Here is a 20,050-nt window from a genome sequence, read left to right on the forward strand (position 1 = left end):
CTACGACAGCCTTGCGATGACGGCGCGCAGTGCCTCGCCGAAACGCCTGACCTCGTCGACCGTGTTGTAATGGACCAGCGAGGCGCGGATGGCGCCGCTGTCCATCGACAGGTTGAGACGCTTCATCAGCCGGGGCGCATACATATGGCCGTCGCGGATGCCGATCTGCATGTCAGCCATTTCCTCGACGATCCGCTGCGGCGACAGCTTGCCGATGTTGAAGCAGAATGTCGGCACGCGTTCGTTGATGCGGGCTTCCTCGGCGACGCCGTAGATCGTGGCATTGCATCCCTTGAGCACGGCGAGCATCTCACGCGCCAGGAGCACTTCGTAATCGCGGATGGCGCCCATGCCGGCAACGATGTTGTCGCGCCGCGAGCGGTTGTTGGAGGGCGCCAGATTGCGGCCGATCAGTTCCAGGTACTGCACTGCGGCATCCATGCCCGAGACGTTCTCGTAGATGAAGGTGCCTGCCTCGACCTTGTAAGGCGGCTCGTCGGGGATGAAATCCTCGCGGAAGGTCGGCAGCCGCTTCAGCGTTTCGAAGCGGCCCCACAGAAAGCCCATATGCGGCGAGAAATTCTTGTAGCCGGAGCAGACGAGATAATCACAGTCCCAGGCCTGCACGTCGATCAGCCCGTGCGGTCCGTAATGCACGCAGTCAAGGAACACTTCGGCGCCGGCCGCATGCGCGATCGCGGCCACCGAAGCGACTTCGACGATCGAGCCGATCGAATGCGCGGTCACCGTGCAGGCGACGAGACGGGTGCGATCGGAAACCAGCGGCTTGAGGTCGTCGACATGCAGGTTGCCGTCCTCGCGCATGCGCCACCATTTGAACTTGGCTCCGGCGGGCTCCAGCGCCAGCCACGTGGCGATGTTGGCGTCGTGGTCCATATCGGTGATGACGATCTCGTCGCGCTCTGTGTCCTTGGCCAGCATCTGGCCGATGCCGAGGCTGACCAGGCGAATGAACGAGGTGGCGTTCATGCCGAAGCAGATTTCCGACGGACTGTAGGCGTTGATCAGCAAGGCCACGCTCGTCCGAGCATCCGCAACCGATTGGTCGACCGTGACCGAGCGCCCATAGCGACCACCACGCTGCACATTGTGCGAGACCAGGTGATTGGTCACCGCGTCGAGCACGCTCTGCGGGATCTGCGCGCCGGCGGCGTTGTCCATGAAGATGAAATCACCGGCGCGCTGCAAGGCCGGAAACATGGCGCGGATGGTGTCGACCGGAAAGCCGCCGGCGGCTTGGGAATTGCTCAACTGTATCTCCTGCGAATGGCTTGGGAAGCGGGACGGTTGATGAGGTCAGCGCGTCTTCTCGGTCTTGAAGCGGTCTTCGAGCAGGCTGACGAGGCGGACCATCGGCCAGAGGAAGATGAGATAGACCAAAGCGGCGCCGATCAGCGGCGAGGGATTGGCATAGAGCGACTGCGCGTTGGTCGCTTCCTTCAACAGTTCAGGCAGCGCAACGGTGGAAGCGAGCGACGTGTCCTTGAACATCGAGACGCAATTGCTGGTCATCGGCGGGATGACGACGCGGATCGCCTGCGGCAGCACCACCTTGCGCAAGGTCAAAAGGAAAGGCAGGCCGAGCGCCTGTGCTGCCTCGAATTGGCCTTTCGGAATGCTCTCAATGCCGGAGCGGAACACTTCTGCTGAATAGGCCGACATGATGATGGCGAACGCCGTCACGGCGGAGGCCCAGGACGACAGACGGATGCCGAGGAAGGGCAGCGCATAATAGATCAGGATCAGCACCACCAGCACCGGCAGGGCGCGGAAGATGTCGGTGTAGCCGACCGCCAGCCAGCGCAGCGGCTTCGGCGCATAGAGCCGCAACAGGCTGATCCCCAGGCCGATGGGAATGCCGATGCCGATACTCAAAATGCCGAGCAGCAGCGTGTTCAGGAAGCCACGCAACAGCGCCGGCAGGCTGGACATTATCACGTCAGGATTGAAGAAGGTGTCGATCAGCGACATGGGAGCGTTCCCGAACCCCAGAGCAAAGGATGCTCAAGTTAAAACCAATCGACCTTGCCTCCGATGAGGCTATCCGTGTGGCAGCAGGCGCCGGAGCGTGAAATGAATCGTGCCGGCCTGGGAGCCGGCACGATTTAAGTGCATTGCCGGTCAGGCCTTGGGCAGCGGCATTTCCTTGACCGTCGAGGAATCGGCTGGCGCGTCGCTGCCGAACCACTTCTTGTGGATCGCGGCCAGCGTTCCGTCCTTCTTCATCGCGGTCAGCGCGTCGTTCAGCTTGCCGAGCAGCGGATGGTCCTTGCTCATCATCAGGCCGTACTGTTCGCCGGTCTTGATGCGCTGCTTGACCTTCAGGTCCTTCATCTTGGTGAAGGAGTATTCCATGCCCGGAATATCGCTGACGGCGGCGTCCACGCGGCCCGCGCTGAGGTCGAGCAGAAGATTCTGCTGCGTGTCATAGCCCTTCACGTCGCTGTAGCCGTCAGCCTCCTGATGCGCCTTGACCCAGGTCTCGCCGGTCGATCCTGAAAGCACGCCGACGATCTTGCCCTTGAGGTCGGCCTCGGTGTTAACAGCGCTATCGGTCTTCGTCGCAATGCCCATGTCGGAGTCATAATAGGGCTGGGTGAAGGACAGCGTTTTCAGTCGCTCCGGCGTGATGGTGATCGAGGAGATCGCGACATCGATGCGGTTGGAACTGACAGCCGCGAACAGCGCCTGGAAGCCGAGGTCGGCAATGTCGGTGGTCATGCCGGCACGCTTGGCCGCTTCGTTGACGATGTCGACTTCAAAGCCCTCGAAAGTGCCACTCTCGTTCTTGTATTCGAAGGGCGGATTGGTCGGGTAGGCGCCGACATTGAGCACATCGGCGGCAAAGGCGGTGGCCGGGCCGGCAGCGATGCCGATCGTGGCGGCGAGAAGAAGCAGGTTGCGACGAGTGAAGCTCATTTTGTGTTCCCTCTGGTTGTTGATCGGGCGGGTTTGCTCCCGCACGGTTTGTTGCCGTCCCACCTCCCAGCGGGGCGTCAATTCATGGCGGCGACCATGCGCTTGAGCGCGGTCGCTATCTGGTCGCGTTCACGGCACACGCACATCCGCAGGAAGCGCGCTGCCGAATTTCCAAAGAGGTGGCCGGGAGCCAGCCCGACGCGCGCCGTCTCCAGTATCCTGGCGCAGGCCTGCCGGGCGTCGCTTTCGCCGTCCATGGCAAAGAAGGCATACATGCCTCCGCGCGGTTTCGTCGGCAGGATGATGCCGGGAATCTGGGCCAGCCTGTCATAGGCAAGGTCGAGGCCGGTTTTGATCCGCTGCCTGATCTCCTCGACCAGCGGCTCGCCTTGGCGGATGGCGGCGACAGCGCCTGCCTGGATAGGCGCGGCGGTGCCGCTGTTGATGTACTGCGTCATGGCGCCAAGCTGGTCGGCCACCCCCGACGGATGCGTCAGCCAGCCGATGCGCCAGCCGGTCATCGCCCACGCCTTCGAAAAACTGTTGACCGACAGCACCCGGTCGCCATCCTCGGCGATCTGCAGGATGGAAGGAGCAACATTGCCGTCGAAATAGAGCCGGCCATAGACCTCGTCGGAGATGATCCAGATGCCGGTGCGCCGGCTGAAGTCGAGCAGCGCCTGCATCTCCTCGCGCGACGCGGTCCAGCCGGTCGGGTTGGACGGCGTCGACAGGACGATCGCGCGTGTGCGCGCATCGCAAGTGGCGAACAGCCGGTCGAGATCGAGATGCCAGTCGCCCTTGAAGTCGAGCGAAAACGGCCTTGGCTCGCCGCCGATCAGATGGATGGCGTTGTGGATGTTGGGCCATTGCGGCGCGACATAGACGACGTTGCTGCCGGTATCGACCAGCAGTTCCAGCGCCAGGTACAGCGCCTGCATGCCGCCGGGCGTGACCGTGGTGCGCGCAATCGGGATCGTCCGGCCGTGAATGCGCGTTTGGTATTCCGACAGCGCCTCGTTCAGTAGGGGGTGCCCACGCATGTTAGGGACGTAGAACGTCTGGCCTTCATCGAAGGCGGCCTTCGCCGCGTCGCGGATGAAAGCGGGCGTCACCATGTCGCCTTCGCCGTACCAGAGCGCGATCACGTCGCCCAGTTCTCGGGCGCGCACGGCAAGGTTGGCAATGTTTTCGGTGTGCAGGTCACGGATCTGGGCACGTACGCCGTCGAAAGCATAACGCGCGCTGGACGATGACTGGGGCAGTATGAACGACAAGGACTGAAACCCCTCCCACCCGGAGCACCGCGACGGACTGCCCGGCAAGCCCCACCGGCACGACAGTCGCCAACGAGTTTGGATGCTATCCAATGTGCTGCGCTTTTCAAGGAAAAAGTTTTAAGCTTAAAAAGTTCTTGCCCGATCCCGCCCGTCTACCGCAGTTCGGCGCGCGCAGCGGTGCAGTTGGCCGCAGCGCCGGCGCCAAGAAACATCGTATCGCTGGCCAGCACGAAGAAGCTCGCGCCGATAGCGGCCCACTGGCTGATCGTCTGTGGGCTGGCGCAAAATATACCCGATGTCCTGCCATGCGCGACGGTCGCGCGGATGATCCTTGTGATCGCCTCATTGAGCTTGTCCACGCCTTTCGGCCCGATCGCATCGATCGACACGGAGAGATCGCCGGGGCCGACGAAGACCACATCGATGCCGTCTATGGCCGCGATCGCCTCGATGTTGGCCAGCCCCTCCGATGTCTCGACCTGGACCGCGACGACCACCCTGTCATTGGCCGCGGCCAGATATTCGGGAATGCGATAGCCATAGCCGGCCGCGCGGCCAGGCCCGACGCCGCGCTCGCCCAGCGGCGGATAGCGCGAGGCTTTCACCGCCGCCTCGGCCTGAGCAGCGGTCGAGACGCGCGGCACGAGCACGCCTTGTGCGCCGCTGTCGAGCGCCGCCTGGATAGCGTCCGGCGCATGGCCGGGAACACGCACCATGGCCGGCACGCGATGCACGTCGGCCGCGCGCACCATGGTTTCGATCGTGTCCCGCGCGATCTGAGCATGTTCCCAGTCGATGCAGAGGAAATCGAGGCCGGCGAGCGCCATCACTTCGACGGCGACGGGATGGGGAATAGCGGCGAAGGAGCCGACGAGATTGGTCTTGCCGATGCACTTCTGACGGAACGCGCTCATATTCATCCCTTTTCCCCTCCAATTCATATCCGCAATCGGCGGCGAGGCGAAGCTATTTCAGGCTTGAAATATTTTTGCGCGGGCCTAGCGTGTCGGTCTCCCGCCACGAGTTCCCATGATGATCAAAACGCATCCCCTGCACGGCTCGAACAAACTGAAGCTCGGCGTCTTTTCGACCAATGCCGATGGCGGTCTGGCCATCACCGATGTGCCGGAACGCTGGACGGCAAGCTGGCAGGACAATCTGACGGCGGCGCAGACCGCCGACCGCGCCGGGCTGGAATTTATGCTGCCGATCGCGCGCTGGCGTGGCTTTGGCGGCCGCAACAAGGTGCGCGAATGGTCGTTCGAGACCTTCACCTGGGCGGCAGCGCTGGCGGTGGCCACCGAGCAGATCGGGCTGTTCATGACCGTGCATGTGCCGCTGGTGCATCCGCTCTATGCCGCCAAGGCGCTGGCAACTGTCGACCATATCAGCCATGGCCGCGCCGGTCTCAACATCGTCTGCGGTTGGAACCCGAAGGAATTCGGCATGTTCGGCACGCCTTTGGTCGAAAAGGGCTACGACCAGGCCGCCGAATGGATCGAAATCCTGGAAAAGCTTTACGCCTCGGACCAGCCTCTGGACTATGAAGGCACCTACTATCGGCTGAAGGAAGCGGTCAGCCGGCCGGCGAGCCTGCAGGTTCCACGCCCGGTGACCATGAACGCTGCTTTCGGTGGCCCGGGCCGCGATTTCGCCGCCGCCCGATGCGACTATCTGTTCACCACCTTTTCGGAAATGGGCGATGCCGGCAAGCATGTCGCCGACATCAGCGAGCGGGCCGACAAGGTTGGCCGCAATGTCGGCGTCTACACGGTGGCGCATGTCGTCTGCCGCCCAACCATGGAAGAGGCGCAGGCCTACTACACGCGCTATGCCGTCGATCTGGCCGACCACGATGCGGTCGATGCCCATATGGCCGGCAAGAAGGAGTTCTCGCAGTCGCATGACCCGCATGCCTATGACCGCTACCGGCAGCGTTTCGCCGGCGGCGCCGGCACCTACCCGCTGGTTGGAACGCCGGAGACGATCGCCGCCGAGATGGCTGCCATTGCCGGGCATGGCTACCAGGGCATCGCGCTGTCGTTCGTCAACTACACCAGGGAACTGCCCTATTTCTGCGACCATGTGCTGCCGCTGCTCAGGCAGGCGGGGCTGCGCGGCTGATTATTCCGGAATGACGGCGGTGGCCTGAATCTCGATCTTGGCGCGATCTTCCACCAGCGCCACCACCTGCATGGCGGCCATCGCCGGAAAATGTCGGCCGATCACCTCGCGATAGGCCTCGCCGATCCCCTTGAGATTGCCGAGATATTCGGCCTTGTCGGTGAAATACCAGGTCATCGCGGTGATGTGCCGTGGCTCCGCGCCGGCTTCCGCCAGCACGGCGACGATGTTTTGCAGCGTCTGCCGCACCTGGCCGGCGAAATCGTCGGTCTCGAACTGGCACTGCCCGTTCCAGCCGACCTGTCCGCCCACGAAGACGAGCCTGCCGCGCGCAGCAATGCCGTTGGCGTAGCCGACCGGTTTCGCCCAGCCCTCCGGCTGCAGGATCTCATGCATTTTCAAGCCTCCCCGGTATTCTTAAAACCAAATCTCAAAATCAAATACGTCGCTGTCAGGCCGCGCCCATCACCTGCCGTGCGATCACCACCTTCTGCACATCGGATGCGCCCTCGTAGATGCGTAGCGCGCGGATCTCGCGATAGAGGCTCTCGACGATATGGCCCTTGCGGACGCCGTCCCCCCCATGCAGCTGCACAGCCTTGTCGATCACCTCTTGCGCCTTGTCGGTGGCGAACAGCTTGGCCATCGCTGCCTCGCGGGTGACACGAGCCGCGCCCATGTCCTTGGTCCAGGCAGCGCGGTAGACCAGCAGCGCTGCGGCATCGATGTCCAGCGCCATGTCGGCGATATGGCCTTGCACCATCTGCAGCTCTCCCATCGGAGCGCCGAAAAGTTTGCGCTCGGCCACCCTGCTGATGCTTTCGTCCAGCGCCCGGCGGGCAAAGCCGAGTGCCGCCGCGCCGACCGTGGAGCGGAACACGTCAAGCACCGACATGGCGATGCGGAAGCCGTCTCCCGGTTTGCCGATCAGCGCCGAGGCCGGCACCCGGACCTGATCGAAGGAAAGCCGCGCCAGCGGATGCGGCGCGATCACTTCAAGGCGCTCGGCAATGCCAAGCCCCTTGGTATCAGCGGGTACGAGAAAGGCGGAAAGTCCCTTGGCACCCGGGGCCTCGGCGGTGCGGGCAAAGACGACGTAGAGATCGGCAATGCCGCCATTGGAAATCCAGGTCTTCTCGCCGCTGAGGATATAGAAGTCGCCATCGCGGCTCGCCATCATTTCGGTGTTGGCGACATCCGACCCGGAGCGTGGCTCCGAAAGCGCGAAGGCGGAAATCGTCTTGCCGGCCCTGGTCTTTGCCAGCCATTGCTGCTGGTCGGGCGTGCCGAACAGGCTGAGCGCGCCGGTGCCGAGCCCCTGCATGGCGAAGGCGAAGTCGGCCAGCCCGTCATGGCGCGCCAGCGTCTCGCGCGTGATGCACAAGGTGCGGACATCGAGCGGTCCCGGATTGTCGGTATCGAGCGCCGTCGGCTTCAACCAGCCGTCGCGGCCAAGTTTCGCCACCAGCTCGCGGCAGGCGGCATCGACGTCATGGTGATCGACGGGCAGGTTCCTGGCGCACCAGGCATCAAGGCGTTCGGCGAGTTCGCGATGCCGGTCTTCGAAAAACGGCCAGTTGAGGAAACTCTTGTCAGCCATCAATTGCCCTCGAACACCGGTTTCTCCTTGGCGAGGAAGGCCTTGTAGGCGCGCTCGAAGTCACGCGTCTGCATGCAGATCGCCTGCGCCTGCGCTTCCGCTTCGATCGCCTGGTCGAGGCCCATCGACCATTCCTGGTTGAGCTGCGTCTTGGTGATGCCGTGCGCGAAGGTCGGACCCGAGACGATGCGCGCCGCCATCTCGAGGGCGTCGGCCTCGAGCACTGCGGCATCGACCAGCCTGTTGTAGAAGCCCCAGCGCTCGCCTTCCGCTGCCGTCATCGTGCGGCCGGTGTAGAGCAATTCGGCGGCACGGCCCTGGCCGATGATGCGCGGCAGGATCGCGCAGGCGCCCATGTCGCAGCCGGCAAGGCCGACGCGGGTGAACAGGAAAGCGGTCTTGGCCTCCGGCGTGGCGATGCGGATGTCGGCGCTCATGGCGATGATGGCGCCGGCGCCGACCGCGACCCCATCGACCGCCGCGATGATCGGCTTGCCGCAATTGAGCATCGCCTTGACGAAATCGCCGGTCATGCGGGTGAAGGCGAGCAACTCCTTCATGTCCATATTGACCAAGGCGCCGATAATGTCGTGGACATCGCCGCCCGAGCAGAAATTGCCGCCATTGGGCAGGAACACCACGGCGTCGACGTCGTCGGCATAGACGAGATCGCGGAACGTGTCGCGCAGTTCCGCATAGCTGTCGAAGGTCAGCGGATTCTTGCGCTCCGGCCGGTCGAGCCGCACCCTGGCGATCCTGCCTTCGACTTCCCAAAGGAAGTGCTTCGGCTTGAGGCCGGCCATCGAACTCATTCGCGTCCCTCCCAGTTGCTGCGGAACGAGGTCAGTATGCCGGTCAGCCGGCGCGCATCCTCCTCGCTGACCTTGGCCAGCAATTCTCCGATCCAACCCTCATGCGCCGCGGCCATTGCGGCAAAAGATTTGGAACCCTCGTCGGTCAGTCGCACCATGGATGTGCGGCGATCGCCATTGCGGCGCGCGCGCGCGACCACCCCTTCCGAAACCAGCCGGTCGACAATGCCGGTGACATTGCCGTTGGATACCAGCAGGAAGCGCGACAGATCGCTCATCAGCATGCCTTCCGGCGCGCGGTAGAGGGCGGCCATGACGTCGAAACGCGGCAGTGTCGTATCGAATTCCTTCTTCAGGCGCTCGCGCAGTTCGGCCTCGATCGTGCGCGAGGCGCGCAGCAGCCTGATCCAGAGACGCAGCCGGTCCTTGCCGGGTCCCGACGGCGCGGGCAATGGGCCGGCTACCATGTTTCGCCTCCTGAGATCGAAATTGCTTGTCCGGTAATCGACGCAGCCGCATCGCCGCACAGCCAGAGCACCGCCGCGGCAACTTCCTGCGGCTGGATGAAACGGCCTTGCGGGTTGGTCGAGGCAAGGCTCGCCCGCGCCTCGCCAGCCGAGCGGCCAGTCTTTTCGACAATGCGCTGAACGGATGCTTCGAGCATGTCGGTCTCGACAAAGCCCGGGCACACGGCGTTCACGGTCACGCCGGATTTCGCCGTCTCGGCCGCCAGTGCCCGCATCAGCCCGACGACGCCGTGCTTGGCCGCCACATAGGGTGCGACATAGGCGTAGCCTTTCAGTCCTGCCGTCGACGCGACGAAGACGATCCGGCCCGCCTTGCGCGCAGCCATGCCGACCAGCGCCGGCTTCACCGTCAGGAAGGCGCCGGTCAAATTGACGTCGAGCGTCCGCTGCCAGTCGGCAAGCGAGGTCTTGTACGCCGGCGTGCTGCTGGCCATGCCGGCATTGGCGACGACGATGTCGAACGGGCCTCGCATGGCTTCCGCCTGCGAGTAGAGCGAAATCATCGCCGCCTCATTTGTAACATCGGCTGACATGGCGTGGATGCGGTCGTTCTCTCCAGCCACCTTGGCAAGCTCGGCCTCGCGCCGCCCGCATATGGTCACCTCGATACCGGCTTCGGCCAGCACGAGTGCGATGACCCGGCCGACGCCGGAGCCGCCGCCGGTGACCAAAGCATGCTTGCCGGGGATCGCCGAGGCCGTCGTCATACTTTCAACCCCGACGCCGCATCGCGCTCGGCCAGCCGGTAGATCTGGTCGCGTCCGGGCAGATAGGGATCCGGCCATTTGACACCACGATCACCGAGCGTCACGGCCGCATGCAGCGTCCAGTAGGGATCGGCGAGATGCGGCCGTGCCAGGGCCACCAGGTCGGCGCGGCCTGCCATCAGGATCGAATTGACATGGTCCGGCTCATAGATGTTGCCGACCGCCATCGTCGCCATGCCGACCTCGTTGCGGATGCGGTCCGAGAATGGTGTCTGGAACATGCGGCCATAGACAGGCTTGGCGGCAATCGAGGTCTGACCTGCCGAGACGTCGCAGATGTCGACGCCGGCTTCGTGCAGCATGCGCGCGATCTCCACCGCATCGGCCGGCGTGACACCCTCGATGCCGACCCAATCATTGGCCGAAATGCGCACCGAAATCGGCTTTCGCGCCGGCCAGGCGGCGCGCACCGCATGGAAGACTTCCAGGGGATAGCGCATGCGATTTTCCAGCGAACCGCCATACTCATCCGTGCGCTGGTTGGTGACCGGCGTGATGAAGGACGACAGGAGATAGCCGTGCGCGGCGTGGATCTCCAGCATGTCGAAGCCGCAACGATCGGCCATTTCGGTGGAGGCCACGAACTGGTCGCGCACCAAATCCATATCGGCGCGGTCCATGGCTTTCGGCACCTGGTTTTGCGGCGACCATGCAATCGCCGAGGCCGCCATGACCGGCCAATTGCCCGAGGAGAGCGGCACGTCGGTGCCCTCCCAGCCGACACGGGTCGAGCCCTTGGCCCCGGAATGCCCGATCTGGGCGCAGATTTTAGCCTCGGTCTCGGTGTGGACGAAATCGACCAGCCGCTTCCACGCCACCTCATGTTCGGACGCATAGAAGCCGGGACAACCGGGCGTGATGCGTCCTTCCGGGCTGACGCAGGTCATCTCGATATAGACAAGCCCGGCGCCGCCCTTGGCACGCTCGGCATAGTGGGCGAAATGCCAGTCGGTCGGGCAGCCGTCGACGGCCTTGTACTGCGCCATCGGCGAAACGACGACCCGGTTGTTGAGCTGCATGTCGCGCAGCTTGAACGGCGCGAACATCGGCGCCCGGCGCTGCCTGTTGCCGCCTGCCCCCGCCTGGCGCTGGAACCATTCCTCGGCGCTTTCAAGCCATTTGGCATCGCGCAGCCGCAAATTCTCGTGGCTGATGCGCTGCGAGCGGGTCAGCAGCGAATAATTGAACTGCACCGGATCGAGCCCGAGATAGCGCTCGACCTCCTCGAACCACTCCAGCGAATTGCGCGCCGCCGACTGCAGCTTCAGCACCTCGGTGCGGCGCGCATCCTCATACTTGCGGAAGGCGGCGTCGAGGTCCGGTTCGGTTTTGACATATTCGGCCAGCGCCACCGCGCTTTCCAATGCGAGCTTGGTGCCGGAGCCGATCGAGAAATGTGCCGAGGCCGCCGCGTCGCCCATCAGCGCCAGGTTCTTGTAGGACCAGCGTTCGCACAGCACGCGCGGGAAATTGATCCAGGCCGAACCTCTGATGTGATTGGCATTGGTCATCAGCGCGTGGCCGCCGAGATGTTTCTCAAAGATGCGCTCGCAGACAGCGATGGATTCCTGCTGCGACATGGCGCCGAAGCCGAAGGCAGCCCACGTCTGTTCGCTGCACTCGACAATGAAGGTCGCTGTCTCGCTGTCGAATTGATAGGCGTGCGCCCACACCCAGCCATGATCGGTCTTCTCGAAGATGAAGGTGAAGGCGTCGTCGAATTTCTGGTTGGTGCCGAGCCAGACGAATTTGCATTTGCGGGTGTCGATGTCGGGCTTGAAGACTTCGACGAAGGTGTTGCGCGCCCTTGAGTTCAGCCCATCGGCGGCGACGACCAGATCATGCGTCTCCATATAGTGCTGAGGGTCGGCGATATCGCTCTCGAACATCAGCCTCACGCCAAGTTCGCGCGCGCGTCGCTGCAGCAGGATCAGAAGCCGCTTGCGGCCGATGCCACAGAAACCGTGGCCCGACGAGACCGTGCGCACGCCGTCATGGATGACGGCGATGTCGTCCCAATAGGCGAAATGCTTCTTGATCCATACAGCGCTGACCGGGTCGTTTTTGGCAAGGTTGTCGAGTGTTTCGGCCGACAGCACGACGCCCCAGCCGAACGTATCGTCGGCGCGGTTGCGCTCAAACACCGTGACCTCGTGGGCGGCGTCCCGCAGCTTCATTGAAATGGCAAAGTAGAGGCCGGCTGGTCCGCCACCGAGAACCGCAACCTTCATCCGTGCGATCTCCTCTTCGCTTGCTGCATATCAAGTATCGCGCCGGAGACAAAATATTTCAAGCTTAAAGTTTCATGTTGGAACGATTGCTGGACACGGGTGGCGCGCCTGCGGGCTGGCCCCGCAAGCGCGCTCTGGAAATCACTTGTCCGGGTTCTTCGGGCTCCACAGCACAGTCTCGGCACCCTTCTCATAGGCCATCCCATCGGGATAGCTGATCGCCTCCAGTTGCAATCCCCATGGCGCCTGGAAATAGAGGATGGTCTGGCCGGCCGCCGGACCTTCCTTGACCGGCAGCGGACCCATCCGCGTCTTCACCCCCTTGCTGTCGAGATAGGCTTTCGCCGCGGCGACATCATCGACATACATGGCAATGTGGAAGCCGCCGATATCGCTGTTCTTCGGAGTCAAATCCTTCTGGTCGGGCGCGGTGTATTTGAACAGCTCGATGTTCGATCCATAACCGCAACGCACCATGGTGACCTGCTCGATGACAGCCTTCGGATCGACGCCCAGAAGATCCTGCATGAAGGTGCCCTTGTCATCGGCGAACGGACCGAACGACATCGCCTTCTTGCAGCCGACGACTTCGGTGAAGAAGTCGACTGCCTGCTTCATGTCGGGCACCGTGATGCCGGTGTGGTCGTGGCCGCGCATGCCGGGGATCGCATCGGCCGAAGCCGTTCCCATCGAGCAGAACAGGATCGCGGCAAGCATCGTGCCGCGGGCTGCGTAATTCATATTACCCTCCGTTCGCGGGCTGATTTTGCCCTCATGCACGTCCGAAGCCCGCTGTTCGGCGTGGTGGGTGAACAGTCCTATGCCGGCGCTTTCGTTGCTGGCCGCAACCAGTCCGCGTCGATCTCAGGCAGTGGGATGGCGGCAAGCAGGTCGCGCGTGTAGGTCTCCCTGGGATTGTCGAACAGCGCATCGGTGGCGCTCGCCTCGACGATCATGCCCTGGCGCATCACGATCACTTGCTGGCACAGCCGCCGGATGACCGACAGGTCGTGGCTGATGAAGGCGACCGTCAGCCCCATCTCCGCGGCCAGTCTCTCCAAAAGGGTGAGGATCTGCGCCTGCGTCGATACGTCGAGGCCGGAGACGATCTCGTCGGCGAGCACGAATTTGGGCGACAGCGCCAGCGCGCGTGCAATGCCGACGCGCTGGCGTTGGCCGCCCGACAGTTCATGACGATAGCGGCTGGAGAAGCCTTGCGGCAGGCCGACGCGATGCAATGCCTCGGCGACGCGTTCCTTAAGCCTGTCGCCAAGCCCATTCTGCTTGAGCGGCGCGGCAATGATGCCGGCGATGGTGCGACGCGGGTTGAGCGACGACATCGGGTCCTGGAAGATCATCTGCAGGTCGCGGCGCAGAGGTCGCAGCTCTGCATCCGGCAGATGGGCGATATCGCGGCCCTCGAAATGGATGCTGCCGACGCTCGGCTCCAGAAGTCTGACAAGCGTGCGGCCGAGCGTCGATTTTCCGGACCCGGATTCACCGACGATGCCGGTCACCGAACCTCTCGGCAAATCGAAATCCAGGCCTTTCAAAATCTCGGCCAGCGGCGCGCGGCCGATCAGCGGCTTGCGGGTCATGTCGGGCAGCGCCACCTTCAGCCCGCGCACGGAAAACAGCGGCTCAACCATGCGGCCGCCTCCACGCCTGGTCTGCCGCATCGATCTCAGCGGCAAGCCCGGCCAGCACGGTCTCGTCCACCGGCATCAGCGAGGCGAAAGGATCTGTGTAACGCGGCGTCGCGGCCATCAGTGCCCGCGTGTATGGGTGCTGCGGGGCGTCGAAGAGAGCAGCCGTCTCGGCTTCCTCCACCACTTTGCCGGCATAAAGCACCGACACCTTCTGGCTGATCTTTGCAACGACGCCGAGATCGTGGGTGACGAACAGGATCGCGGTGCCATGCTCGCGCTGCAGCTCGGCGATCAGGCGCAGGATCTGCTTTTGCACGGTAACGTCGAGCGCGGTTGTCGGCTCGTCGGCCACGATCAGCCGTGGCTCGGCGGCGAAGGCGGCGGCGATCAGCACGCGCTGGCGCATGCCGCCGGACAGCTCGTGCGGATAGCATTTCAGCACCCGGTCGGGATCGCGGATCTGCACTTCATCCAACAATTGCCGGATACGCTTGTCCGCCTTGTCACCGCTCCAGCCGAGAATGCGCACCAGCCGGTCAGTCATCTGCGGACCGATGCGGCGCGACGGGTTGAGCGCAGTCAACGGATCCTGCGGGATCAGCGCCGTGCGGGCGCCGATCAGCGTACGCCTTGCCTTGGGCTGCAGCCTGCCGAGGTCTTGGCCTTCGAGCTGCATGGCGCCTTCGACGATGCGCACGCTTGACGGCAGCACACCGAGCACCGCCTTGCCGATCATCGTCTTGCCGGCGCCGCTCTCGCCGACAAGAGCACGCACCTCACCCCGCTGCACGGAAAGCGACACGGAGCGCAGCACTCGCTGGCCGTTCGGCAGCACGGCGCTCAGATTGGCAATATCCAGGCAAGCGCTCATCGCAGCACCGGATCGAAGCGTGTCTTCAGCGCCTCACCGAACTGGCTGAACGACAGCACGGTGAGGATCAGCGTTACGAGCGGAAACACCAGCACCCACCAGGCCTGATGGATCGACAGCCGGCCCTCGGCGATGATGCCGCCCCAGGTCGGATCGTCGGTCGAGATCGACAGATTGACGAAGGACAGGATGGCCTCCACGATGACGGCGATGCCCATCTCCAGCGACAGCAGTGCCACGATCGACGGCACCACATTGGGCAGCACCTCGCGCAGCATGATGCCGATGCGGCCATAGCCGGCGATGCGGGCGTTCTCGACATAGTCCATGCGCGACTGGCCCATCGCTTCGGCGCGGATCACCCGGCAAAAGCGCGTCCAGTCGATTATGACGATGGCGAGGATGACGGAACTGAGGCCGGTGCCGAGCACCGCGACCAGCAGGATGGCGAACAGCACCGGCGGGAATGCCATCCAGACGTCGACGATGCGTGAAATGATGCGGTCGGCCCAGCCGCCGAAATAGCCGGCGACCAGTCCGAGCGTCGAGCCGACAAGGCAGGCGGCGATCGCCGCCGCGAAAGCGACGATGAAGGCGATACGGCCGCCGAAGATCAGCCGGGAGAGGAGATCGCGGCCGAGGCTGTCGGTGCCCAGCCAATAGCCGGATTCCGCACCACTCATCCAGAATGGCGGCAGCCGTTCCAGCATCAGGTCTTGCGCCAGCGGGTCCTGCGGTGCGACCAGCGGCGCGAAGATCGCGGCCAGCAGCGCCAGCAGCAGCCAGCCGCCGGCCAGCCACAGCCTCGGGCCTAGTCCGCGCCGGGCGATGCGTGCCTCATCCATGGCGCAGCCTCGGATTGAGCAGCGCGTACATCATGTCGACGCCAAGATTGATCAGCACGAACAGCAGCGCGAACACCAGCACGATGCCTTGGATCAGCGGCAGGTCGCGGTTGATGACGGCATCGATCGCCATGTTGCCGAGCCCTTCGTAGGAAAACAGCCGCTCGACGATGACCGTGCCGCCGACAAGGAAGGTGAACTGGACGCCCACGAGAGTCAGTGTCGGCAAGGCAGCGTTCTTCAGCGCCTCGCGCAGGATAACCTGCGTTTCCGAAAACCCCTTCACCCGGGCCAGCACGACATAGTCGAGGTCAAGCACTTCCTTCAGCGACTGTTTCAGCAACTGCGCGATGATTGCCGCCAGCGGCAATGCCAAGGCTACTGCCGGCATCAGCATGTGTTTCAGCAGATCCCAGGTCAGGTCGAAGCGCAGCCGAAGCAAGCTCTCGAAGAAATAGAACTGGGTGACGAAGGGCAGATCGAGCTGCGGCGACACGCGGCCGGAGATATCGAAGATCGGCACCAGCACGCCAAACAAAAGGATCAGCACGAGGCCCCACAGGAAATCGGGAATGGAAAGGGCGGCGCCGCTGGCGATATCGATGCCGGCTTCGACCGCCGTGCCGCGCTCGCGGGCTCCGAGGATCGCCGTCGTGCCGCCGAGCCCAACCGCCATGACGAGCGCGATGATGGCAAGTTCCAGCGTTGCCGGCAAACGATTGAAGACAAGGCTGAGCACATCTTGCCTGAGCGAAATCGAGGTGCCGAAATCGCCCCTGACGACGCCGGACAGCCAGATGAAGAATTGCTGCACGATGGTCTTGTCGAGCCCGTAGAGTGCACGCAGCCGGTCGATGTCGGCATCTGTCGCACCGGGGGGCAGCATCATGGCGATCGGGTCACCAGGCGCGACGCGGATCACGACGAAGACGACGACAGCCACGCCGAACAGCGTGATCAGCATCGTCAGCAGACGGATCAGGAATCGTTGCAGGAGCATTCTGGTGTTGGCCCAGTGCGTTTCTAACGAAGAGCCCCCTCATTCGTCCGCTTCGCGGCCACCTTCTCCCCGAGGGGAGAAGAGGTCACGGACAGCTGAGCTGGTCTCTTCTCCCCAGCGGGGAGAAGGTGGCCCGAAGGGCCGGATGGGCCGCTCAGCGAAGGGTGGCGCCCACAAGCCGATATCAGGCCGGGGTCATCAGCGCCGGCAGCAGCGCGCCGGACACATGCTGCACCACGTTGACGCCCTTGGCATGCACGATAGGTTGCGCATACTGAATCAGCGGCAGCACATAGGCCTGCTCGGCGATATACTTGTCGACAGCCTTCCAGCCGGCGATGCGCTTGGCCTCGTCCTTCTCGCCCCAGAGCGGATTGATCATGTCGATCAGGTCCTGGCTGTCCCACACCGAGTGCGGGCTCGGCCCATACATGGCAAAACCAGTCGACGTTGTCGGATCGCCGATGGCATTGCCCCAATTGTAGAAGGCGGCCGGCGCCAGCTTGTCGGCGGCGCGCAGTTCATAGTGCTTGGCGATCTCGTAGACCTCGATCGTCGTCTCGATGCCGACCTTGCGCCACATGCCGACGATCGCCTGGATCATCTCATAATCCTTGGGCTTGAAGCCCTTGGTCGTCTGGATTGTGAACTTGACCGGTTTTTCCGGCGAATAGCCGGAGGCCGCGAGCAGCTCCTTGGCCTTTTCAGGATTGTGCTCGACCTTGATCGAGGCGTCGAAGGCCGTGTACTCCGGGGTCTCCAGCGTGGCGATCGGCTGGCCATAGCCGCGCAGCAGCCGTTTGACCAGAAGCTCCTTGTCCACAGCCATGACGGCGGCCTGGCGGACGTTCTTGTCCAGCATCGCTTCGATGTCATTGAAGAAGATCATGCCGATGTCGGAAACGGGCTTGCACGAGCCGGCAAGCCCGTCCTTGGCGATCAGCCGGTCATACTCTTCGTAGGGGACCTCCAGCGTCACCTGCGAGGAACCGGATTCGATTTCGGCAACGCGGCTCGCCGCGTCGGTGACGAACTTGATCGTCACATTCTCGAAGGCCGGCTTGTCGCCCCAATAGTGCGGGTTGGCCTTCAGTCGGAGGAAAGCATTTCGCTCGAATTTTTCCACCATGTACGGGCCGGTGCCGATCGGCGCCTTCTCGAACCCTTCGGCGCCGACCTTCTCGTAATAGGCCTTCGGCAGGATGTAGCCGGTCAGGAACGACATCCATTTGAAGTAGACCGGATCGAACTGCACGACGTCGCCGGTGATCTTGTTGCCGTCGATCTTGAAATTGTTGACGTTCTTCCAGACGAACTGGATCGGATTGCCGGTCTTTTCGTCGCCCGCCCGCTGCAGCGACCAGACCACGTCCTCGGGCGTGAAGGGCGAGCCGTCATGCCAGGTCACGCCTTCGCGCACCGTCATCGTCACCTTGGTGCGATCCTCGTTCCAGCCCCATTCGGTGAGCAGGCCAGGCGCAAAGGACAGGTCCGGCTTTTGCGGAATGAACTGGTCGAACACTGACTGGTAGAGGCCCTGGATCGTCGGGTTGACGGCCGAGGGTCCGGTGGTCGGATCCCAGGACGGCAGGTTGACGTTATAGGCGATGGTCAGTTCGCCCGCTGCCTTGGCGATCTGCGGCAGGCCGATTGCGGCCGCACCAAGTGCCGCGGCACTGTATCCCAGCAATTCGCGTCTGTTGATTGTCATGGTCGTTCCCCTTGTTGTTTGTTGTCTTTGCGCGGCACTACCAGTTCATAGCTTCAGGCTTCGTGGGGCAGCAGCGCCTTGCCTCTCGTCGCCCTCCTGAAATCTTCCGAGCTACCTCCCGCCAAGCTGTTGCGCGAGCATGTAGCCCGAGGCCGCGCCGGTGCCGGCGCCCGGCCATGTCGCGGCGCCCGTGAGGTGCAGATTGGCGACCGGCGTGTTCCAGCCGGCATAGCCGCGCGCCGGGCGAAACAAGAAGTTCTGCGCCAGATGATGGCTGCCGCAGACCTGGTCGCCACCGACGAGATTGGGGTTCTCACGCTCGAGGTCGATTGGCGAGAACACTGCACGGCCGAGGATTTTCGGGCGCAGTCCGGGTGCGTATATCTCGATGATGTCGAGCACGCGCTCGGCGTAGGCATCCTTGACCTGATCCCAATGCGCGTGAGCGATCCTGCCTGCCGCATCGCCCAGGATTTCGGCAGGCAGCATGCGCACTTGCACCCACAGCACATGTTTGCCCTGAGGCGCGCGCGACGGATCGATCGCGGTCGGCTGGCCGACGACCAGCACCGGTTCGTCCGGCAGCATGCCCGCCATCGCCTGCTGATAGGTGCGCGACATCGCGTCGAGCGACGGCGACAGATGCACATAAGCGAACTGCCGAAGCTCCGCGCCGGCGCGCCAATCGGGCAGGTCGTCGAGCGCCAGATGGATCATCATCGTGCCCGGCGCGTGCCGGAATTTCTGCATCGCCGTGTCGAAGCCGGCGTCGCCGAAACCGTTGGGTAGCAACCTGCCGCTCAACGCCTTGGGCGCGACGCCGGCAATCACTGCCTTGGTGGCCGTATGTGTCTCACCTGAAGCGAGTCGCACGCCCGATGCCTTGCCGCCGGCAACGGTGATCTCGGCAACTTCCGCCCCGGTGACGATCGTGCCGCCGGCCGACGCCACCATGCCCGACAACGCGCGGATGATGGTGTCGGCGCCACCCTTGCCCAGCACCATGCCGAAGCTCTGATTGGCCATCGATTCAAGATAGGGGAATACGGCGCCGCCGGCGATGTCGGGGGCGAAGTCGAGATGCATGCCCCAGGTGGCAAGCGTTGCCCGCACATGCGCGGACTCGAAATTTTCCTCCAGCCAGGCGCGAGGCGATGACAACAGCAGCCGTCCCGTATCGAGCGCGCCGGACATGCCTTTCTTGCGCCACAGGTTCCAGGCGGTGCCGGCAAGCGCACGCGCACTCATCGGCGATCCCAGCAGCCGGAACAGGTGCTCGGCTTCACCCGGAAAGGCGGCGACCAGTCTACGCCAGGTCGCGGCATCCGCGGCGGAGAAAGCGGCCATGCGGCCGGTGGTTTTTTCCAGATCGTTGCTGACGCCGAACCAGCGTCCGTCCGGGAAGGCGCTGGCAAAACAGTCGGCGACCGGCGCGAACTCAAGACCCTGTGCTTTCAATTCATTTGCATATTTCCGGTGGAAGGCGGAGCCGGCGAACAGGCTCAGATTCATTGCACCGAAATCGTGCCGGAAGCCTGGAAGGGTGAATTCACGAGTCTGGACGGCGCCACCGATTGCTGCGCTGCGCTCGAAAATCCCGGTTTTCCAGCCTTTGAGCGCGAGATGCGCGGCGCATGCCAGACTGTTGTGGCCCGCCCCGACAAAGATGGCGTCGAACTCGCTCACGCCCCGT

At 63.5% G+C, this 20,050-nt stretch carries 19 protein-coding genes; 1 reads left to right on the top strand and 18 read right to left on the bottom strand.

The window, feature by feature from the left end:
• The 5 genes from NKI61_RS04425 to NKI61_RS04445 all read right to left on the bottom strand — a co-directional run bounded on the left by NKI61_RS04425 (position 1) and on the right by NKI61_RS04445 (position 5,134).
• Entirely contained in the window at positions 1–1,272 is a 1,272-nt protein-coding gene (locus NKI61_RS04425; RefSeq protein ID WP_023740559.1) for a cysteine desulfurase-like protein, read from the bottom strand.
• A 45-nt stretch (positions 1,273–1,317) separates the two neighbouring features.
• Positions 1,318–1,992 carry an amino acid ABC transporter permease gene (locus NKI61_RS04430; protein ID WP_023667812.1) on the bottom strand — a complete coding sequence of 225 codons (675 nt, stop codon included), beginning with the start codon at positions 1,990–1,992 and terminating at the stop codon, positions 1,318–1,320.
• 150 nt (positions 1,993–2,142) lie between these two features.
• Positions 2,143–2,940: an ABC transporter substrate-binding protein gene (locus NKI61_RS04435; RefSeq protein ID WP_023682726.1), complete on the bottom strand. Its 798-nt coding sequence runs from the start codon at positions 2,938–2,940 to the stop codon at positions 2,143–2,145.
• Positions 2,941–3,017: 77 nt separating this feature from the next.
• Positions 3,018–4,217 carry a pyridoxal phosphate-dependent aminotransferase gene (locus NKI61_RS04440; protein WP_352838893.1) on the bottom strand — a complete coding sequence of 400 codons (1,200 nt, stop codon included), beginning with the start codon at positions 4,215–4,217 and terminating at the stop codon, positions 3,018–3,020.
• Positions 4,218–4,372: 155 nt separating this feature from the next.
• Positions 4,373–5,134, bottom strand: coding sequence for an HpcH/HpaI aldolase family protein (locus NKI61_RS04445; protein WP_352838894.1), 762 nt, complete (start codon positions 5,132–5,134; stop codon positions 4,373–4,375).
• A 118-nt stretch (positions 5,135–5,252) separates the two neighbouring features.
• Here NKI61_RS04445 and NKI61_RS04450 point away from each other — a divergent pair, with 118 nt between their 5' ends.
• Positions 5,253–6,344 (top strand): LLM class flavin-dependent oxidoreductase, encoded by a 1,092-nt coding sequence (locus tag NKI61_RS04450; RefSeq protein ID WP_352838928.1) that lies wholly within the window; start codon positions 5,253–5,255, stop codon positions 6,342–6,344.
• Here the strand turns inward: NKI61_RS04450 and NKI61_RS04455 are convergent, their stop codons facing one another.
• The 13 genes from NKI61_RS04455 to NKI61_RS04515 all read right to left on the bottom strand — a co-directional run bounded on the left by NKI61_RS04455 (position 6,345) and on the right by NKI61_RS04515 (position 20,043).
• Positions 6,345–6,740 carry a RidA family protein gene (locus tag NKI61_RS04455; protein WP_023738338.1) on the bottom strand — a complete coding sequence of 132 codons (396 nt, stop codon included), beginning with the start codon at positions 6,738–6,740 and terminating at the stop codon, positions 6,345–6,347.
• A gap of 55 nt (positions 6,741–6,795) precedes the next feature.
• Positions 6,796–7,944 carry an acyl-CoA dehydrogenase family protein gene (locus tag NKI61_RS04460; RefSeq protein WP_352838895.1) on the bottom strand — a complete coding sequence of 383 codons (1,149 nt, stop codon included), beginning with the start codon at positions 7,942–7,944 and terminating at the stop codon, positions 6,796–6,798.
• On the bottom strand, positions 7,944–8,756 hold the full coding sequence (locus NKI61_RS04465; protein ID WP_352838896.1) for an enoyl-CoA hydratase family protein: 813 nt from the start codon (positions 8,754–8,756) through the stop codon (positions 7,944–7,946). The genes NKI61_RS04460 and NKI61_RS04465 overlap by 1 nt, the downstream gene beginning before the upstream one ends.
• Entirely contained in the window at positions 8,753–9,223 is a 471-nt protein-coding gene (locus NKI61_RS04470) for a MarR family winged helix-turn-helix transcriptional regulator (protein WP_352838897.1), read from the bottom strand. The genes NKI61_RS04465 and NKI61_RS04470 overlap by 4 nt, the downstream gene beginning before the upstream one ends.
• Positions 9,217–9,990 carry an SDR family NAD(P)-dependent oxidoreductase gene (locus tag NKI61_RS04475; RefSeq protein WP_023740554.1) on the bottom strand — a complete coding sequence of 258 codons (774 nt, stop codon included), beginning with the start codon at positions 9,988–9,990 and terminating at the stop codon, positions 9,217–9,219. The genes NKI61_RS04470 and NKI61_RS04475 overlap by 7 nt, the downstream gene beginning before the upstream one ends.
• Positions 9,987–12,281, bottom strand: a complete 2,295-nt coding sequence (locus NKI61_RS04480) for a bifunctional salicylyl-CoA 5-hydroxylase/oxidoreductase (RefSeq protein WP_352838898.1) — start codon at positions 12,279–12,281, stop codon at positions 9,987–9,989. Before NKI61_RS04480 ends, NKI61_RS04475 begins: the two co-directional genes overlap by 4 nt.
• 141 nt (positions 12,282–12,422) lie before the next feature.
• Positions 12,423–13,022, bottom strand: a complete 600-nt coding sequence (locus NKI61_RS04485; protein ID WP_023738334.1) for a VOC family protein — start codon at positions 13,020–13,022, stop codon at positions 12,423–12,425.
• Between the two features lie 77 nt (positions 13,023–13,099).
• A complete protein-coding gene (locus NKI61_RS04490) occupies positions 13,100–13,930 on the bottom strand; it encodes an ATP-binding cassette domain-containing protein (protein ID WP_023740552.1) in 831 nt (276 codons plus the stop codon).
• Positions 13,923–14,801, bottom strand: coding sequence for an ABC transporter ATP-binding protein (locus NKI61_RS04495; protein WP_023740551.1), 879 nt, complete (start codon positions 14,799–14,801; stop codon positions 13,923–13,925). Before NKI61_RS04495 ends, NKI61_RS04490 begins: the two co-directional genes overlap by 8 nt.
• Positions 14,798–15,646 (bottom strand): ABC transporter permease, encoded by an 849-nt coding sequence (locus NKI61_RS04500; RefSeq protein ID WP_023714925.1) that lies wholly within the window; start codon positions 15,644–15,646, stop codon positions 14,798–14,800. Before NKI61_RS04500 ends, NKI61_RS04495 begins: the two co-directional genes overlap by 4 nt.
• Entirely contained in the window at positions 15,639–16,646 is a 1,008-nt protein-coding gene (locus NKI61_RS04505) for an ABC transporter permease (protein ID WP_023740549.1), read from the bottom strand. Before NKI61_RS04505 ends, NKI61_RS04500 begins: the two co-directional genes overlap by 8 nt.
• Positions 16,647–16,830: 184 nt before the next feature.
• Complete coding sequence (locus NKI61_RS04510; RefSeq protein WP_352838899.1) at positions 16,831–18,357, bottom strand: ABC transporter substrate-binding protein; 1,527 nt, start codon at positions 18,355–18,357, stop codon at positions 16,831–16,833.
• A 111-nt stretch (positions 18,358–18,468) separates the two neighbouring features.
• Complete coding sequence (locus tag NKI61_RS04515; RefSeq protein WP_023740547.1) at positions 18,469–20,043, bottom strand: phytoene desaturase family protein; 1,575 nt, start codon at positions 20,041–20,043, stop codon at positions 18,469–18,471.
• Positions 20,044–20,050 lie beyond the last annotated feature (7 nt).

Origin of the sequence: Mesorhizobium sp. M0514, assembly GCF_040321145.1 — a bacterium.
Classification (GTDB): domain Bacteria; phylum Pseudomonadota; class Alphaproteobacteria; order Rhizobiales; family Rhizobiaceae; genus Mesorhizobium.

Coding starts and splice junctions, on each gene's coding strand:
- NKI61_RS04500 (WP_023714925.1), bottom strand. CDS start 15,646: ATGGATGAGGCACGCATCGCCCGGCGCGGACTAGGCCCGAGGCTGTGG.
- NKI61_RS04475 (WP_023740554.1), bottom strand. CDS start 9,990: ATGACGACGGCCTCGGCGATCCCCGGCAAGCATGCTTTGGTCACCGGC.
- NKI61_RS04435 (WP_023682726.1), bottom strand. CDS start 2,940: ATGAGCTTCACTCGTCGCAACCTGCTTCTTCTCGCCGCCACGATCGGC.
- NKI61_RS04490 (WP_023740552.1), bottom strand. CDS start 13,930: ATGGTTGAGCCGCTGTTTTCCGTGCGCGGGCTGAAGGTGGCGCTGCCC.
- NKI61_RS04495 (WP_023740551.1), bottom strand. CDS start 14,801: ATGAGCGCTTGCCTGGATATTGCCAATCTGAGCGCCGTGCTGCCGAAC.
- NKI61_RS04485 (WP_023738334.1), bottom strand. CDS start 13,022: ATGAATTACGCAGCCCGCGGCACGATGCTTGCCGCGATCCTGTTCTGC.
- NKI61_RS04455 (WP_023738338.1), bottom strand. CDS start 6,740: ATGCATGAGATCCTGCAGCCGGAGGGCTGGGCGAAACCGGTCGGCTAC.
- NKI61_RS04505 (WP_023740549.1), bottom strand. CDS start 16,646: ATGCTCCTGCAACGATTCCTGATCCGTCTGCTGACGATGCTGATCACG.
- NKI61_RS04430 (WP_023667812.1), bottom strand. CDS start 1,992: ATGTCGCTGATCGACACCTTCTTCAATCCTGACGTGATAATGTCCAGC.
- NKI61_RS04510 (WP_352838899.1), bottom strand. CDS start 18,357: ATGACAATCAACAGACGCGAATTGCTGGGATACAGTGCCGCGGCACTT.
- NKI61_RS04450 (WP_352838928.1), top strand. CDS start 5,253: ATGATCAAAACGCATCCCCTGCACGGCTCGAACAAACTGAAGCTCGGC.
- NKI61_RS04445 (WP_352838894.1), bottom strand. CDS start 5,134: ATGAGCGCGTTCCGTCAGAAGTGCATCGGCAAGACCAATCTCGTCGGC.
- NKI61_RS04465 (WP_352838896.1), bottom strand. CDS start 8,756: ATGAGTTCGATGGCCGGCCTCAAGCCGAAGCACTTCCTTTGGGAAGTC.
- NKI61_RS04470 (WP_352838897.1), bottom strand. CDS start 9,223: ATGGTAGCCGGCCCATTGCCCGCGCCGTCGGGACCCGGCAAGGACCGG.
- NKI61_RS04460 (WP_352838895.1), bottom strand. CDS start 7,944: ATGGCTGACAAGAGTTTCCTCAACTGGCCGTTTTTCGAAGACCGGCAT.
- NKI61_RS04480 (WP_352838898.1), bottom strand. CDS start 12,281: ATGAAGGTTGCGGTTCTCGGTGGCGGACCAGCCGGCCTCTACTTTGCC.